The 16,506-nt window shown below is 73.7% G+C and carries 13 protein-coding genes; 2 read left to right on the forward strand and 11 right to left on the reverse strand.

The genetic code is table 11. The features are described 5' to 3' along the window. Positions 1-21: 21 nt before the first annotated feature. From FLL47_RS36410 to FLL47_RS36455, 10 genes are all read right to left on the reverse strand, one after another. On the reverse strand, positions 22-1,053 hold the full coding sequence (locus FLL47_RS36410; RefSeq protein WP_144127208.1) for an NAD(P)/FAD-dependent oxidoreductase: 1,032 nt from the start codon (positions 1,051-1,053) through the stop codon (positions 22-24). Continuing rightward, positions 1,050-1,562 (reverse strand): isoprenylcysteine carboxyl methyltransferase family protein, encoded by a 513-nt coding sequence (locus FLL47_RS36415; RefSeq protein WP_144127209.1) that lies wholly within the window; start codon positions 1,560-1,562, stop codon positions 1,050-1,052. The genes FLL47_RS36410 and FLL47_RS36415 overlap by 4 nt, the downstream gene beginning before the upstream one ends. Positions 1,563-1,564: 2 nt before the next feature. Beyond that, positions 1,565-2,647 carry a type III polyketide synthase gene (locus FLL47_RS36420; protein ID WP_144127210.1) on the reverse strand — a complete coding sequence of 361 codons (1,083 nt, stop codon included), beginning with the start codon at positions 2,645-2,647 and terminating at the stop codon, positions 1,565-1,567. Positions 2,648-2,873: 226 nt separating this feature from the next. After that, entirely contained in the window at positions 2,874-4,298 is a 1,425-nt protein-coding gene (gene der, locus FLL47_RS36425) for a ribosome biogenesis GTPase Der (protein WP_144127211.1), read from the reverse strand. Further along, the gene (gene cmk / locus FLL47_RS36430) at positions 4,295-4,963 is read right to left on the reverse strand and encodes a (d)CMP kinase (RefSeq protein ID WP_246159122.1); all 669 of its coding nucleotides are present in this window, start codon (positions 4,961-4,963) and stop codon (positions 4,295-4,297) included. Before cmk ends, der begins: the two co-directional genes overlap by 4 nt. 121 nt (positions 4,964-5,084) lie before the next feature. Further along, positions 5,085-5,411 carry a hypothetical protein gene (locus FLL47_RS36435; RefSeq protein ID WP_144127212.1) on the reverse strand — a complete coding sequence of 109 codons (327 nt, stop codon included), beginning with the start codon at positions 5,409-5,411 and terminating at the stop codon, positions 5,085-5,087. Next, the gene (locus FLL47_RS36440; RefSeq protein ID WP_144127213.1) at positions 5,408-5,824 is read right to left on the reverse strand and encodes a YbaB/EbfC family nucleoid-associated protein; all 417 of its coding nucleotides are present in this window, start codon (positions 5,822-5,824) and stop codon (positions 5,408-5,410) included. Before FLL47_RS36440 ends, FLL47_RS36435 begins: the two co-directional genes overlap by 4 nt. Next, complete coding sequence (locus tag FLL47_RS36445) at positions 5,811-6,497, reverse strand: endonuclease V (protein ID WP_144127214.1); 687 nt, start codon at positions 6,495-6,497, stop codon at positions 5,811-5,813. The genes FLL47_RS36440 and FLL47_RS36445 overlap by 14 nt, the downstream gene beginning before the upstream one ends. 19 nt (positions 6,498-6,516) lie before the next feature. After that, a complete protein-coding gene (locus FLL47_RS36450; RefSeq protein WP_144127215.1) occupies positions 6,517-7,089 on the reverse strand; it encodes an NUDIX hydrolase in 573 nt (190 codons plus the stop codon). Between the two features lie 31 nt (positions 7,090-7,120). Then, complete coding sequence (locus FLL47_RS36455) at positions 7,121-7,855, reverse strand: hypothetical protein (RefSeq protein ID WP_144127216.1); 735 nt, start codon at positions 7,853-7,855, stop codon at positions 7,121-7,123. A 183-nt stretch (positions 7,856-8,038) separates the two neighbouring features. On the opposite strand from FLL47_RS36455, the gene FLL47_RS36460 reads away from it, so the two are divergent. Beyond that, positions 8,039-8,899: a hypothetical protein gene (locus FLL47_RS36460; protein WP_144127217.1), complete on the forward strand. Its 861-nt coding sequence runs from the start codon at positions 8,039-8,041 to the stop codon at positions 8,897-8,899. 21 nt (positions 8,900-8,920) lie between these two features. On the opposite strand, the gene FLL47_RS36465 is transcribed toward FLL47_RS36460, so the two are convergent. After that, positions 8,921-10,144: an SUKH-3 domain-containing protein gene (locus FLL47_RS36465; RefSeq protein ID WP_144127218.1), complete on the reverse strand. Its 1,224-nt coding sequence runs from the start codon at positions 10,142-10,144 to the stop codon at positions 8,921-8,923. 117 nt (positions 10,145-10,261) lie between these two features. Between FLL47_RS36465 and FLL47_RS36470 the strand changes: the two genes are divergently transcribed. Next, the gene (locus FLL47_RS36470) at positions 10,262-16,501 is read left to right on the forward strand and encodes a toxin glutamine deamidase domain-containing protein (protein WP_144127219.1); all 6,240 of its coding nucleotides are present in this window, start codon (positions 10,262-10,264) and stop codon (positions 16,499-16,501) included. Positions 16,502-16,506: the final 5 nt, after the last annotated feature.

Here is a 16,506-nt window from a genome sequence, read left to right on the forward strand (position 1 = left end):
TCCGACACAGTGATGTAACGCCTATCCAGCCAACACGTTCACCGCACCGCGGAACAGCGGCGGAACCGCGACGCAGATCGGCACCACCGCGCCGCGCACCGGCCGGGCCGCAGTCAGCAGCACCAGCCCGCGGGTGAGCAGGCGGTAGGTGCGGGTGCGCCGCCGCCACTGCGCCTCGTACCCGGCGAGGTCGCCGCTGACCAGCGCGGACACCGCCGCCTCGGCCTGGTTCAGGGCCAGGCTGACCCCCTCGCCGGTGAGCGCGTCCTCGTATCCGGCGGCGTCGCCGACCAGCAGCACCCGGCCCCGGACCCGGGCCGCGACCGTGCGGCGCAATGGGCCCGCACCACGCACGGGCCCGTCCGGCGCCGCGCCGCCGAGTCGCGCCTTCAGTTCCGGGAAACCGTCGAGCAGCGTCTCGTAGCCAAGCCCGGACCGGCGGTGCAGGATCGCGACCCCGACCAGGTCGGGCGCGACCGGGGTGACGTAGGCCTCGGCGTGCGCCGACCACCACACCTCGACCAGGTCCGACCACGGCGCGACGGGGTAGTGCCGCCGCTGCCCGAAACGCGCCGGGGCACCGGCCGCCGAGGCGATGCCCGCTTCCCGGCGTACCCGGGAGTGCAGGCCGTCGGCGCCGACCAGCCAGCGCGCGCGTACCCCCGCAGCTTCCACGCCGTGGTCGTCCTGCCGCAGTCCGGCGACGCGCCCGGCCACCCAGGCGATCCCGGCCTGTGCCGCGCGCTCGCGCAGCGCGGCCTGCAGGGTGGTGCGGCGCACCCCGCGGCCCGGACCGGCCGCGAAGCGGGCGTGGGCCGAGCGCTGTCCCGCGCGGTAGGCGATGCCGTGGAAGGGCACCCCCGCCGGGTCGACGCCGAGAGCCAGCAGCCGGGCCAGCCCACCGGGCATCAACCCCTCGCCGCAGGCCTTGTCGATCGGGTCGGCGCGCGGCTCGGCAACCACCACCGACATCCCCGCCTGCCGCGCCAGCAGTGCGGTCGCCAGCCCCGCCGGCCCGGCACCCGCGACCAGCAGATCGGCGTCGAAGCTCACGCGGTGGCCTCGGCCAGTGCGGCGTCCTCCACCCGGATGCGCACGGCCAGCAGGGCGAAGTTGAGCAGGGTGAAGGTCAGCGCGGTGAGCCAGGCGCTGTGCACCAGTGGCAGGGCGAAGCCCTCCACCACGACGGCCAGGTAGTTGGGGTGTTTGAGCCAGCGGTACGGCCCGCGGTCCACCAGCGGCAGCCCCGGCACCACGATGACCAGGGTGTTCCACCGACGGCCCAGGGTCGTCACGCACCACCAGCGCAGCGCCTGGCTCGCGACGACCAGGGCCAGCATGGTCCAGCCGAGAGCGGGCAGGAACGGCCGGTCCAGCAGCCACACCTCGGCCAGGCATCCGGCCAGCAGCGCGGTGTGCAGGGCCACCATGTACGGGTAGTGGCCGCGGCCGTACTCGCGTCCGCCGTTGGCCAGGGCCCAGGCCGCGTGGCGCTTCGACACCACCAGTTCCACCAGGCGTTCGGCGGCCACCGCCAGGATCAGCAGGGTGTACGCGAGCACGCTCACCACCTCAGCAGGACGAGTTCGGAGCAGAACCCCGGTCCCATGGCGATCATGAGTCCGGGTTGGTCTTCGCGTGGCGGGCCGCTCATCGCCTCGTGCAGCACGTCCAGCACCGACACCGACGACAGGTTGCCCCGGCCGGCCAGCGACCGCCGGGTCGGCAGCAGCGCCTCCGGCGGCAGGTCGAGAACCTTCTCGATGGTGTCGATGACCTTCGGCCCGCCGGGGTGGCAGATCCACGTCGCGACGTCGAGGGAGTCGACGTCATGGTCGGTCAGGAAGCCGCGCACGTCGCCGCCGAGGAAACGCTCGGCTATCGGGGCGACCTCGTTGGACAGCACGATCTGGAAGCCGCTGGACCCGATGCGCCAGCCCATCACCTGCTCGGTGTCCGGGTAGAGGCGGCTGCGGGTGGCCAGCACCCGCGGCCGGCCCGGCTGTGCGGTGGCCCGCCGCCCGCCGACCATGACCACCGCGGCCGCGCCGTCGCCGAACAGGCTGGACGCGACCAGGTTGGCGTGCGTGGTGTCCTGCTGCTGCACGGTCAGCGAGCACAGCTCGACCGCCAGCAGCACCGCCACCTGGTCGGGAAAGCCCCGCAGGTAGTCGTGCAGCCGGGCCACACCGGCCGCGCCGGCCACGCAGCCCAGGCCGAACAGCGGCAGCCGCTTCACGTCGGGACGCAGGCCGACCCGCGCCGCCAGCCGGGCGTCCAGCGACGGCACGGCCAAGCCGGTGACGCTCGTGGTCGCGATGAGATCGACCTCGTCGGGGCGCACCCCGGCCGCGTCCAGCGCCTCGCGCAGCGCGGCCTCGCCCAACTCCTGCGCCACCTCGATGAACGCGTCGTTGGCCTGGGTGAAGCCGGTCAGCCCGGCGTACCGGTCCAGCGGCAGCGCCAGGTGGCGCGTCTGCACGCCGGTCGTCCGTCCGAAGCGGGCGAACACCTCGCGTCCGGGATGCTCGCCGGGCAGGCACATCGCGGTGAACTCGGCGACGATCTCCTCCTGGCGGTAGCGATGCGCCGGAAAGGCCAGCCGCACCGCCGACACCTGCGGCGCCGACTCATCGATGTGAATCATGTACCGACAGTACCGTCCGCAGGTCCGCTTGCCCACGAACGCCGCGTGGACCGGGCGGGCACAAAGGACCGCGCGTCGCCTGCGGGTCATGATCGCCGTTTCGGCTCGGAAGTTGTGGCCAGTCCGGAGGTTCTGACACCGAACAACGACCATGGCGGCGGGGCGCCGACGACGAAGCTCCGCCGGCCCTGGTCGGGCGGGCGGAGCTTCGTGAGTGGATCAGCGGTCAGCCGTGGGTCTTGCCGCGGCCGCCGGGGCCCTTCTCCTTGCGGGGCTTGACCGAGATGTCGATCGGGCTGCCCTCGAAGCCGAACTCCTCGCGCAGCTTGCGCTCCACGAACCGGATGTAGCCCGGGTCCAGCGGCTGCGTCGTGAACAGCACGAACTTCGGCGGAGAGATGCTCGGCTGGGTCGCGAACAGGATGCGCGGGGCGCGGCCGCCGCGCACCGGGTGCGGGGTCGCCTGCACCAGCGCGGTCAGCCACTGGTTGAGCTGCCCGGTCGAGATGCGCTTCTCCCAGCTGGCCAGCGCCTGGCGCAGCGCCGGGGCGAGCTTCTCGACGGCACGGCCGGTCAGCGCGGAGATGTTGACGCGCAGCGCCCACGGGATGCGCTTGAGCTCCCGGTCGATCTCCTTGTCCAGGTAGTGCCGCCGGTCGGCGTCGACCAGGTCCCATTTGTTGAAGGCGAGCACCACGCCGCGGCCGGCCTCCGACACCATCGACAGCAGGCGCTGGTCCTGCTCGCTGATGACCTCGCTGGAGTCCAGCAGCACGACGGTGACCTCGGAGGTCTCGATCGCGGCGGCGGTGCGCAGCGAGGCGAAGTACTCCGTGCCGCTGGCCTTGCCGACGCGCTTGCGCAGGCCCGCGGTGTCGACGAACTGCCACGTCTCGCCGCCGATGACGACCAGCGAGTCGACCGGGTCGACCGTGGTGCCGGCGACCGGGTCGACGACCGAGCGCTCCTCCCGGGCGAGCCGGTTGAGCAGGCTGGACTTGCCGACGTTGGGGCGGCCGACCAGCGCCACGCGGCGCGGGCCGCGCGGGCCGGGCACGTGGTCCTCCAGCGGCGCCTGCTTCGGGAACGCGGCGAGCACCGCGTCGAGCAGGTCGCCCGAGCCGCGGCCGTGCAGCGCCGACACGGGCCACGGCTGGCCCAGGCCGAGCGACCACAGCGCGTGGACCTCGTACTCCATGTTCTGGTTGTCGGCCTTGTTCGCCACCAGCAGCACCGGCTTGGAGCTGCGGCGCAGCATCTTCACCGCGGCCGCGTCCTCGTCGGTCGCGCCGATGGACGAGTCGACCACGAACAGCACCACGTCGGCGGCGGCGATGGCGGCCTCGGCCTGCGCGGCGATGGCCGCGGCCCGGTCCTTGGCGTCGGGTTCCCAGCCGCCGGTGTCGACGACGGTGAACTTGCGGCCCGACCAGTTGGCGTCGTACGCCACCCGGTCACGGGTCACGCCGGGGATGTCCTCGACCACCGCCTGGCGGCGGCCGATGATGCGGTTGACGAGGGTGGACTTGCCCACGTTGGGGCGGCCCACCACCGCCAGGACCGGCTGCGGCGTGATGACCGGCGTGACCGGAGGAGCCTCCGGCAGCGGCTGCTCCACTACCTCCAGCTCGGTCCACTCTGTGTTGCTCATGCTGCCTTCCTTGTTGTCAGCAGCCGGTGCAGCTCGCTGACAACCTCATCGATGCCCAGCTCGGTCGAGTCGAGCACCACCGCGTCGGCGGCCTGCTGCAACGGGTTGACCTTGCGGGTGGAGTCCAGGTGATCACGACGGGCCAGGGCGGCCTCGGTCGCAGCGTGGTCGCCGGCGGTCTCGGCGCTGCGCCGGCGCGCCCGCTCGGCGGAGGAAGCGGTCAGGAAGACCTTGAGGTCGGCGTCGGGGGCGACCACGGTGCCGATGTCGCGGCCCTCGACCACGATCCGGGCGGACTCCTCGATGATCGCGCGCTGGCGGGCGGTGAGCACCTGCCGGACGAACGGCACGGCGGAGACCGCCGACACTGCCGCGGTGACCTCGCCGCCGCGGATCGGGCCGTCCACGTTCTCGCCGTTCACGCTGATCGACGGCCGCTCGGGGTCGGTCGTGATGATCAGCTCGCAGTCGACGGCCACCTTGGCGATGCCGTCGGGGTCGGTGAGGTCCACCCCGGCCTGCAGCACGGCCCAGGTCAGCGCCCGATACATGGCGCCGGTGTCGAGGTAGCGTGCGTCCAGGCGCCGAGCCAACCGGCGCGACACCGTCGACTTGCCCGAGCCCGAGGGCCCGTCCACCGCGACCACGCAGCGCAGTTCAGCCACGACCCATCCTCCGCCTCTAGGTTTGATGCTCCCATTCTGCCCGGTCCGTCCGGACACCGATCAGGCAGAGGGTCCGAAGGCGGTGTAGAACACGTCCCGCAGGCCACAACCGGCCCATGGGTCACACGGTGACCTGCGCCAACCGGGCCTGCTCGGCGGCGTCGACGCCCTGGGTGGTGACCACCGCGGTGACGATGCCCTCGCTGAGCTCGATCGTGTGGTGAGCCGCGTCACGCCACAGCGTCAGCAGCATCACCGCGCCGTCGGCGTACCGCGACGCGAACGCCCTGCCCAGCTCGTCGTCGCCCCACGGCCGATCCTGCCCGGCCTGCTCGATCGGGCCGCCGGACAGCGCGCGCTCCCGCCCCAGGGACTGCCCGGCCAGGTTCAGCCGCCGGGCCGCCGCCAGCGCGGCCGACGGGTCGAGGTCGATCCCATGCCTGCTCATCGCTGCTCCTCGTAGCCCATCATGTCGTCGTGGCGGCGCAGCAACGCGCCCAGGTCGCCGCCGCGTAGCAGCTCGGGCACCCCGGTCTCGGCGGGCACGACCCGCGCCACCAGCTCCGCGGTCGCCTCCGCGGCGGCCTGCTCGGCGCGGCGGGTGGTCTTGGTGATCAGCTCGGCGAGCCGGTCCGGCCGGTGCGCCGCGTACGCCCGCTCGTGCAGGCGCAGCCGCAGCAACTGCCCGCGCGCGCCGACCACGACGGCGACCATGCCGTCGGCGGAGGCGACGGAGACCTCCAGCCCCGCCAGCTCCCGCTGCAGCTCCCCCACGTTGTCGCGCAGGTGGGTGTAGCGGGCGTGGACCTCGTCGAAACGTGCCCGCAGCGCCGCGTTGGCGTCCCGGTCAGCGGGCGACACGCTGGGCTCTGAGCAGGCGGCGGGAGAACTGGTCGGCGCGCCGGGTCGTCTCCGGCAGCCGGAAACGCGGCGACAGCTTCAACGTGAGCGCGGTGGCCGTGTCGAGGTCTATGCGGTGCCCGACGGAGACGAAGACCGGCTTGACCTTCGGCTGGGTGCGCACCACCCGGCCCAGCACCTCGCCGTCCTCGGTCAGCGGCGACCAGTCGCCCCGGTTCGTCCCCGGCCGGGCGTGTGCGGCCGTGAACGGCGTCTTGGCCACTCCGAAGGTGGGCAGGCCGGTGAGCACGCCGACGTGGCAGGCCAGCCCGAAACGGCGCGGGTGGGCCAACCCGTAGCCGTCGCACACCAGCACGTCCGGGATGGTGCCCCGCATTCGCTCCAGCGCGTCGACCAGGAGGGGCATCTCCCGGAACGCCAGCAGGCCCGGCACGTACGGGAAGGCCACGTCGCCGGCCACGGAGATCGCATGAACGACAGCCAGCGTCTCCAGGTCCAGTACGACGACGGCGGCCACGGCCCGGCCGGTCTCATCGTCGTACGACACGTCCAGCCCGGCCACGGTCCGCACGGCGAGCGGCGGCCCGGTCGGCTCGACCCGCTCGCGCAGGGCCAGCTGCTGGCGCAGCGCCTCGGCCTCGTCGGCCGGCCATGGATCGTGCGTCACCTTCATCGATCAGCCCACCCGTCGCTCAGCCCAGCCGTGCCATGGCGTTGCGCACCACGCGCGCGGTGTCCGTGCCGAGCGGGCTGGGCAGCTCGTCCGGGGCGAACCAGCCGAGCTCGTGCGACTCCTCGCTGACCTGCGCCACCGCGTCCACGGGCGCGTGCACCAGGAAGATCACGTCGTAGTGCCGGTTGGGCCTGCCCGCACAGTTCACGTGGTGCACGTCCACGTCGACCGGCACCGGGTCGACGACGAGCCCCGCGATGCCGCTCTCCTCGGTGGCCTCGCGCAGGGCGGCCGCGGCGAGGTCGCCGTCCTCGGCTTCGAGGTGCCCGCCGAGCTGGCACCAGATGTCGTGCCTGCCGTGCAGGCACAGCAGGATGCGGGAGCGGTCGTGCGAGACGATGATCGCGCTGGCCGTGACGTGCCCGTCGAGGTGCGGCTTGCCCATCACCTGCGGGCCGTGCGCCAGCAGCGCCATCGTCTGCGTCCAGTCGGCCTCCGCGTCGGCGGGCGGGCGCCAGTCGGTCAGCAGTCGTACGGCGTCGGTATGCAGGGTCTGCGTCACCCGGCCGATGCTAGTGCCCGGCGCACGCATGCGGGCTCGGGCCTGTGGACAACTTCGTCGATCAGGCTTTGACCAGCACGTCGTCACGGATCTCGCGGAGCAGCCGGGCGCTGTCGTCCATGGACCGGCCGCCGTAGAACAGGCCGAGGCCGAGGCTGCCGTGATCGATCCAGGCGCAGACCACCACCGGCGCGTCGCTCTGCTTGTCGCGGCCGTTGCCGCAGCGCAGCTCCCCACCGCGCGCTCCGGCGGCGTAGCTGCGCACTCCCGTGGGCCGGTCCCTGCCCGCCCCGGCGAGCGCGCCGTCCAGTTCGCCGGCCGGGTCGAGGATGAACCGGGTGGCCACGACCAGCACCACCGGGGTGTCCTTGTGCTTGGGCTCGTCGAGCTTGGCGACCTCCGCGCCGGTCACGTCCTGCTCGCGGTGGATCTGCGCGATCAGCTCGTTGGCCGCGGCGCGGACCTGGGGACTGTCGTCGCGGCGCAGGCCCGCGATCGTCGTGCCCAGCTCGGCGCGCACCGGATACTGCGCCCGGATCGGCGCGGTGACCACGGCGAGCACCCCGCAGCAGCCCAGGCTCAGCACGGTCAGCGTGCCGAGCACCCACGGCCAGCGCCGGCGGCGGGGCCGCTCCACGTAGACGACCTGCGGCTGCGCCGGGGCGAGGCGCTGCTCGGCCGGGACCGACGCGAGGCGCTGCGGGATCGAAGCCATGCCGAGGGTGTGCGTGTGGCCGTCGCGACCCGCCCACGGATCGACGGGCGGGGGCAGGGGTGGCGTGGGGGCGTCGCTCACCCGCGGCACTGTACCGAGCCGCTCCCACCGCCGCACCCGAAGCACGAGGGCGGCTCACAAAACCCCTGGTCAGAAACAATCTTGAGAACAAGTCCTAGCAATTCGGGCTAAATCAGCACCACCCTGGGAGAAATCTGATAGCACCCCCTTTTACCTGGGCTAATGCCTTCCTAATATCGGCCAATGCCCCCGCATACCCCCCGTGATCAGCAAGAACGACGCACCGCCCAGGCCGCAGGCTCCCCCGCCTCCGGTCGGCACCGCCGTGACGACGGCTGGCAGGCCCGGCACCGCCGTCAGCAGTCGCCGGCGCAGCGCCTGCTCGCACCCCTGCTCACGACCGCCGCACTCGCCGGAGTCGGGGCCGTGGCCATCCTGTCCGGCAACGCCCGCCCGGTCGTCGTCGAGCCGCCGACCGCCGCCGGACTGCTGCCCGGCAACGCCGTGGCCGCGCCGGCCCTCGTCGCCGCCAGCGACGTGACCAGCAGCGCGCTGCTGCACCGGATGCCGCAGCTGCGCGCTCCCAAGGCGAGCGCCCCGGCGGTCAAGCCGAAGCCCAAGCCGAAACCCAAGCCCAAGCCGAAACCCAAGCCGGTGGTACGGGTCGTGAAGCTGGTCGCCGGCATGGACCGCCAGCAGATGGACAACGCCGCCGCGATCGTCAAGAAGGCCCAGTCCATGGGCCTGTCCAAGTGGGCGATGATCGTCGGCGTGGCCACCGCCATGCAGGAGAGCCGCCTCTACAACGTGGCCAGCCACGTCGTGCCCGAGTCGCTGAACTACCCGCACCAGGGCACCGGCTCGGACCACGACTCCATCGGCCTGTTCCAGCAGCGCGCCAGCGGCAGCTGGGGCTCGGTCAAGGAGATCATGCAGCCGCAGTACGCGGCCGGCGCGTTCTTCGGCCGGCTCGTGGAGATCGACGGCTGGGAGGACCTGCCGCTGACCCGCGCCGCGCAGAAGGTGCAGATCTCGGCTTTCCCCGACGCGTACGCCAAGCACGAGGACAACGCGACCGAGATCGTCAACGCGCTGCTGAACTGAGTCCGCGCCGGTCGCGGCGGCCTACCGGGTCGCCGCGACGACGCCGTCGGCACGCAGGCGGCCCGGCGTGCGCCCGGTGGCCAGGTTGGCCAGCGCCTCGTCGACGCGCGCGCCGAGGTACCAGTCGCCGCCCTGGTCCAGCACGAAGAAGCGGCTCCGCGCGTCCACGACCAGGATGTTGAAGGCCGTCTCGGTGCCGATCGGGCACACCGGCACGCCCAGCCGCCGCTCGAACGCCGCCAGCTCCGGCACCGGGCAGAACTCGTCCGGCAGGCTCAGCGTGAACTGTTGCGCCAGGCAGTCCTCGCCCGCCACGGTGGCCCGCGTGGACAGCTGCGGGTAACGCACGAAGACGTCGCGCGCGGCGGCGGCGGCCGCCTCGTCGTGCCACGCGCCGTAGGCGTCGCGCGCCTCGGCGAGCAGCCGGTCCACCTGCGCGGGGTCCAGCCCGCCACCGGTCCAGCCCCCCTCGGTGAGCACCGCCGCCACGCGCGGCGGGAACCGGTCGGGATCGGGCGCAGCACCGGCCGCCGCCGGATCGCGCAGCTCGGTCCAGTCCACCGCCGCCAGGTCGCCGCCGAGTGCCTGCCAGGCGAGATGGCACGTGACGCAGCACGGCAGGTCCGGGCCCAGCCCGAGCGGCCGGTCCGACATCGTCGGATAGCCGGTCGGCCGCCGCTCGGCCAGCGCCGACCACATGGCCGCCGGATCCGTCGACCCGGTGCGCTCCCACTCGGTGAACAGCCGCGACAGCAGCACCAGCTCGGCATGGCGGGCCGCCCCGCGCACCAGCCGGCCCGCCGGCTGGGCGGCCAGCCAGCCCGCCACCGCCGGATGGTGCACCGGTTCGGCGTCGCCCCGCGCGGAAAGTGCCAGGAAGCTGACGTTCTGCTTGGTCAGCGCCATGGCGATCCGCGCCGGGCCGGGCAGCGCCAGGGCCGCCTCGGCCCGGCTCGGCCGTGGTGGGGCAGCGACGAGCGTCGCCGAACCGGGCCGATAGCGCGCCGCCACCTGCTCGGTCGACCAGGCCGGGTAGTAGGCGAGCAGGCCGCTGTGCCGGTCGAGCACGACCGCGACGCCCGAACCGAGCGGCGGCGGCTGCGCATCCGTCACCGGCGGCACGATCCAGACGCACCAGCCGTGCGCGAACTCCTCGACCAGGCCGCGGTACGGCTTGCCGTCGCGCAGGGTCGCCTCCACGGCGAAGCGTTCCGCCAGCCGCAGCGCATCGTCGATCGTAGCCACGAAGCCCTCCCCAGGGTGGTGTGCTAATAGGCCACGGTAGCGGTTGTGACCGATGTCTGGCGCATGTGGACGGTGCTGGCTATGGTGTCGCCAGTCACCTGGGGAGGGACTGTCACCATGCCACTTCTACCTTCACCGATCCCGCATCCGCTGAGCTACTTCGATGCGCCCGGCTGGATGTGCACCACCCTGGAATGGGTGGTGGGCGTCGACTGGCCCGAAGGCGACGAGGCCGCCATGCGCGAGCTCGCCGACGACTGGTATGCCGCGTCGTCGCGGATGGGACCGCTGCTCGACGAGGCCGACGACGCCGTGCTCGCCGCGGTGGCCGCCGCGGGCGGCCCGGACGGCCAGGTCGCGAGTGCCATCCTGCGGCTGTGGTCGCAGCTCGGCCGCGCGCACGGCACCGGCGGCGAGGAAGCCGCCCTGGCCATGGTCGTCGACCTGCTGGACGACTTCGGCGCGCAGGTCGACGACGGCGCCAACCAGATCGAGGGCGTGAAGATCGAGTTCTATGTGGAACTCGGCCTGCTGCTCATCGAGCTGATCGCGCTGGCCGCCGCCGCGGCCGTCACCCTCGGCGCGTCGATGGCCGGCGCCGCGCCCGCGATGTACGCCACCCGCTTCGCGATCCAGCGCCTGCTCCGCCGCGCAGCCAAGGAGCTGCTGGAACGGGCCGCGAAGAACGGCCTCAAGGACCGGTTGAAGGACCGGCTCGGCGACGCGGTCAAGGACCGGATCAGATCCAAGGTGGTACGCCATCTCGGCGAGCAGGCGCTCGAGGAGGGCCTGCAGGAGGGGCTCACCTCGCTGGGCGTCCAGGCGTACCAGGTGAGCGAGGGCAACCGCGGCGGCCTGAACGCGGGCGAGCTGGCGCTCGACACCGGGCTCGGCGCGCTGGCCGGCGGCGTCGGCGGCGTCACCGGGCTCGGCCGGACCCGCGCGACGACCGCCTTCGGCCGGTTCGGCGAGCACGCGCTGCGCGGCGCGAGCGGCGAGATGCTCGGCGAGGTCACCGTCGGCGTGGTCACCGGTCAGGGCGTCAGCCTGCAGTCACTGGGCATGGCCGCGACCTCCGCCACGTTCGGCTCGGCCGTCGGCGACACCCGGGTCGCCGTCGACGGACGGCTGCTCGGGGCGGAGCTGAGCCTGTCCGCCGCGCTCGACGCGCACGGGCAGCCGGGCGTGACGGCCCTGTCGACCGCCGTGTCGCTCGGTTCGTTCGGCGACTCCGGCGACGCGGCCCCGGCCGCCCTGTTCGCGGGCCCCGCGGGTGAAACCGCGGCCGCCGCGATCGGCCTCGGCGGGACCGGCGCGGCCGTGGACCTGACCGGCGACCACGCGAGCGGCCCAGGCGTCGCGTTCGGAGGCGAGATCCCGGGCAGCACGGCCGCCGGCCACGGTCCTCACCTGGCCGGAGCACCGGCCGACCCGGCAGGCCTGTTCGACGGGGATGCCGGATCGCCCGAGGATCGCGCACCCGCGATTGCGGACCTCGGACACGATCGCGATCACCTCGGCGACCGTCCAGCCGCGCCCCACGCGGGGCTGGCCGCCGACGGGGTGGCGGTGCTCGATCCGGCGACCGGCACGATCCCGTCCGCTCCGGGCCCGGCCGCGGCGGGCCCGCCGACCGGCGCGGCCGCACCGCCGGTCGGGTCGCTCGCCGGGCCGGCTGCCGCCACGGGCGGCAGCGTCACCGGGGGTTTCCCGCCCGGCTTCGTCTCCCCGGTCATTCCGCCTTCGCCGAGTTCCGGCCACCCTGGCGGCGCGAGCGGTCCGGCGCGGCCGGGCGGCGTGCCGCCGACGATCCGCGTCCCGCAGACTGGCGACCTCCCTCAGACCGGTGGCGTGCCGCAGACACACGGGGTGCCACCGGTCGCAGCGGCGGAATCGGCCGACGAGGTCGACGTCGCCGCGGTGGCCGCGGCCGCGGTCGCCTCGCTGGGCGGCCCGAACCAGGGCCCGGTCCGGCCACGTGCCGCAGAACCGGGCACGGGCGACCGTTCGGCGTTCGTGGCCAGGGTCCCGGAAAGCCGGGCCGAACGCGAGGCCTACGAGAGCCACACCGCGTTCGGGCGCACCCATGCGATGCGCCTGCGGTTCGACCCGCGCAGCTCCACGCTGCTGAACCGGCTGCGCCGCCTGCTCCAGGACGCGTTCGATGCCGGGCCGGGCGCGCACGACCCCGGGCGGGCCGCCTACGAGCAGAGCCTGGCCCCGCTGGAGGCGCGCCTGCGCACCCTGCAGCACGGCCCGATCGACGGCCCGCGGCGGTACGAGATCGGCGACGAGTCGTTCACCGAGTTCCAGCGGCTGCGCTACGGGGAGGACGAGCGGGACCGGTTCCGCGTCGCCGACGGCGCGATCAACGAGCCGGACGACCGCTCCCGGGCGACCGGCCTCGACGACCCCCGGCCGGTCGAGACCAGCCGCCGCTACGGGCTGCCCGGCGGGCACCGCCGCCCGCTGGCCCTGCACCAGCAGGACGTCGAGCTGGTCGTGGAGCGCGACGCCGACGGGAGGCCGCGCCGGTTCAGCGACCTGTTCGGCGAGTGGCCGCGCCGCACCAACGACGGCGGCCCCAAGGCCGACCCCACCCGTGCGATCAACTGCACCGACGTGGTGCTGTCGGTCATCGACACGTGGCTGCACGGCAGGCCGCGGGTCGCGGCCCCGCGCACCGTCGACCGGTTCACCCCCGACCTGCTGCCGCTGGGCGGCGAACCCGGCGGCGCGGCCCGCATCGAGGACGCCGTCGGCGCCCGCTTCCAGCAGCTCATGGCCGACCACCGGACCAGCTCCTACGACGAGGCGTGGCAGCCGCGGCAGGAGGCGTTCGGCACCCTGGAGTCGGCGCTGTCCGCCCAGGGGCACGGCGCCGTCGCGGTGCTGCTGCTGGAGCGCCCGAGCGGAGCCGCGCACGCCGTCACCGTGCACAACCAGCACGGCCGGATCGTGTACGTCGACGCCCAGGACAACGAGCACCCCGTGTCGACATACCGGCCCGGCGGCGCGGTCCGGATGGACGCGCTGCTGCTGAGCGCCGACGCCCTGCCGGTCGATCTCGGCCTGCCACCGGGCCACTGGTCGAGACCGGACACCGCCGTCGAGGACCCGGGCACCAGCCACGTCGAGGCCTCCGGGCACCAGCGCCCCTCCGACGTGTTCGCCACCCCCACACAGGTCACGACCTGGGACGCGCTCGCCGGCGGCCGGCTCGACACGCTGGTCGGCGAGCTGAAGGCCCGCGACGACCTGAGCCTCGACCAGAAGCTGCGACACCTGCGCGAGGAGCTGTTCCCCGCGGTCGCGCCGCCGCCCTCACCCGTGGGCGGCGACCTGGACACCAAGAACCTCCGCGTCTACGAATGGCAGAGCGGCGAGCTTTTCGTGCACGCCGCGGCGCTGATGCTGGACGACACGGCCACCATCGAGATCGCGTACGAGCCCCACCAGCTGTTCACCCAGTACCGCGACGACGTGTCCGATCCGTACCTGTCCCACGCCGGCCCGGTGCCCGAGGGCATGACCCGCGACCTCGCCGACAAGACCGTGCTCTGGCGGGCATTGTCCGGCCGGTCCACCGACGGCGTCGACCCGGCCGAGTTGGCGGCCGACGCGATCGACCTGCAGGTACGGCCGCTGCGCGGCGCGCTGACCATGCGCGAACGACTCATCACGGAATTCGGTGTCGACCCGGCCCGGGTCCGCCTGTGCCACGACGACCAGCCGCGACACGTCCACTACGCGACCAGCAAGTTCCGCCGCGCACATCTGGTGGCGCTGCCGCAGGTGCGCCGCGACGGGCGGCAGGCCCGCGCCACGATGGTCGCCGCGATGCGCGGGCACGGCGAGCGGGGCGCCCGGCGTGACGCCCGGGCCCGCGCGCTGGCCGACCTGGTGCGCGCCCGGCATGAGCCCGACGGGCAGCCCCGCGGCTACGCGCTGCTGTGGGTGCGCCAGTCCCGGGTGCCGATGGGCGCGTTCATGGACACCAAACCCGAGCTGCTGCGCCAGACCGTCGCCCTGCTCCGCGAGTCCGACCCGGACCGGCGCATCCTGCTGATCGGCGACGACCTGTTCGACGGCCGCCCAGAGCTGAAGGCCGCGTTCGAGGCCGAAGGCGTGCTCGACGGCGTCGACACCGAGACGCTGCGCCACTTCTGGTCCGCCGACCGCCACGGCGGGCAGGCCCTCGGCCAGGGCGAACAGGCGCTGTTCCTGCACCACCTGGACAGCGCGCGCGACATCGTGCAGATCGGCATGGAGAGCGGTGCGCTGGAGATCGCCGTCGCGCTCGGCGTGCCCACGGTGTATTTCCAGGGCCGCGAGCACGTCGGCGACAAGGGCGTGCGCTGGCAGCTCTACTGGGACACCTGGGAGTACGGCGACCGCCGCGAGCTGCTCGACGAGGACGGGCAGCCGTTGCTGTTCCCGTCCGGGCGCCCCCGGACGGAGTTCGAGGCGCACACCGGTCCGCTGCGGGCACCGCTGGCGACCATCCACCGGGTCGAGTTCGGCCCGGACCTGCCCGACCCCGAGGACCGGCTCACCCCACCCGTCGCCGTGCACCACCCCGCGACGGTGTCGGCGGTGTCGGACCGGATCGCGCAGCTGGCAGGCCGTGAACTGGACGGGTGGCCGCAGCGGCTGGGCCGGGACCGGGCGCTGCCCGACGGCTGGACACCGTGGGACGGGACGGCTTGGGCCGACAGCCGCTACTGCGCCGACCAGGCTGATCGGTGGCTGCGTACGGTGCCGGGCGACATCGAGTCCGCCGCGCACAAGTGGAACGCCGTGCAGCGGGCCCTGTCGGGCGTGCTGCGACCGGAGACGGCTGCCGCCTATCGGGAGGCGGGCCTGCACACCGACGCGGCGGCAGGCGCGGCCACGGCGGCCCGGCTGTCGCAGGCGTACGCCGCCGAACCGGACACCCGGCCGCGGGCCGTCACCGAGCACGTGCGGCAGTTGCTGGCCGAGACGGAGCCGCGGCGGCAGGCGTGCGAGGAGCTCCGCCTCCTCCAGCTCGACGAGCAGGAGGTCGGCTCGCTGCGGCGAGCGATCGAGCAGGCCGTGACCGCCCGCGCTGAGCTCAGGCGGATGGAGCGCGACGAGACCGTCCCTGCCCACGGCCTGCCACACGGCCTGGACCGGCCGGAGGAGGACATGGCGACTGATCCGGACAGCGGACCCGGCCGGGCGCGGGCGGTGCTCGACCGGGCGAAGGCGGTGCGCGCCGACGGCGGTGCGGTGATCCCGCAGGCGGTGGCCGACCTGATCGACGGCGCTCAGGTGCTGCCGAACGGCGCGGACGGGCAGCCGGCGGTGGCCGACTTCGCCGCAGCCGCTCTCGGCAGGCCGGTACGCCTCGCCGAGATCACCGGATCGACGGGTGCGAAGGGCCTGTCCGGTGCGCCGGTCATGCTGGTGCAGGACGAGGACGGCCGCAACGTCGGCGTGGTGAAGGCGTTCCCCGACGCCGAGGAGTTCGCCCGCGAGCTGTCCGCTCTGCAGCGGCTGCGGACCCGCGAGTTCACCTGGTTCGGCACCCCCGCGGCGCTGGGCATCGCGGCGACGCCGCAACGCCACGGGGTGGTCGTGTCCGCGCTGGCCCCCGGCAAGGCGATCGACGACCTGATCACAGACGTGGGCCGGTCGACCGGTGCGGAGTGGGCACCCGCCTTCACCCAACTCGAATGGTCCGTCGTCGGGGTGGGTGCCGCGCTCGCCGACCTGCACACCTCCGCCGAGGGCTCGGGCAGGCCGGTGGCACGGGAGTTCCTGGACCGCCACGTCGCGGTGGTGCGCAAGTGGACCGGCCAGGTGGTGGACACGATGCGGACGCTGCCGGACCGCGGCTGGGACCTCGAAGAGTTGACGAGGCGGGTCGAGCAGACCATCGCCGAGGCGCGCGACGTTCGCGGCTGGGCGGCGCTGGCACACGGCGACGCCCACCCCGGCAACTTCTTCTGGCATCCCGAACGCGGCCTGACCGTCATCGACCTGCCGATGCTGCACCACGCCATGGACGGCGACGGAAACCCGATCGGCGCACCGGAGCGCGACCTCGCGTATTTCGAGATCAAGCTGACGGACTTCGGCATGACCCTCGGGCTCAAGCCTGAGGAGCTGGCCCACCTGCGGTTGGCGTTCCGCAACGGCTACCGCGACGCGGGCGGCCCGGATCCGGACCCTCGCCTCATGGCACTGTTCGGGGTACGCGGAGCGATCCACGTGCTCAAGGAGGTGCCATACCGGATGAGGAACGACCGGCGCTACCGTCGCACCTCCCTGTCGGACCTGATCGAAGCTCGACTCGGCCTGCTCAGGGAGGCGTTGAAGTGGAATCCGTAAACGCC

Origin of the sequence: Catellatospora sichuanensis, assembly GCF_007483665.1 — a bacterium.
Lineage (GTDB): Bacteria > Actinomycetota > Actinomycetes > Mycobacteriales > Micromonosporaceae > Catellatospora > Catellatospora sichuanensis.

Bases quoted from the DNA above. Each gene is read 5' to 3' on its own strand.
- FLL47_RS36445 (WP_144127214.1), bottom strand. From the start codon at position 6,497: ATGAAGGTGACGCACGATCCATGGCCGGCCGACGAGGCCGAGGCGCTG.
- FLL47_RS36460 (WP_144127217.1), top strand. From the start codon at position 8,039: ATGCCCCCGCATACCCCCCGTGATCAGCAAGAACGACGCACCGCCCAG.
- der (WP_144127211.1), bottom strand. From the start codon at position 4,298: ATGAGCAACACAGAGTGGACCGAGCTGGAGGTAGTGGAGCAGCCGCTG.
- FLL47_RS36420 (WP_144127210.1), bottom strand. From the start codon at position 2,647: ATGATTCACATCGATGAGTCGGCGCCGCAGGTGTCGGCGGTGCGGCTG.
- FLL47_RS36450 (WP_144127215.1), bottom strand. From the start codon at position 7,089: ATGCGTGCGCCGGGCACTAGCATCGGCCGGGTGACGCAGACCCTGCAT.
- FLL47_RS36435 (WP_144127212.1), bottom strand. From the start codon at position 5,411: ATGAGCAGGCATGGGATCGACCTCGACCCGTCGGCCGCGCTGGCGGCG.
- FLL47_RS36470 (WP_144127219.1), top strand. From the start codon at position 10,262: ATGCCACTTCTACCTTCACCGATCCCGCATCCGCTGAGCTACTTCGAT.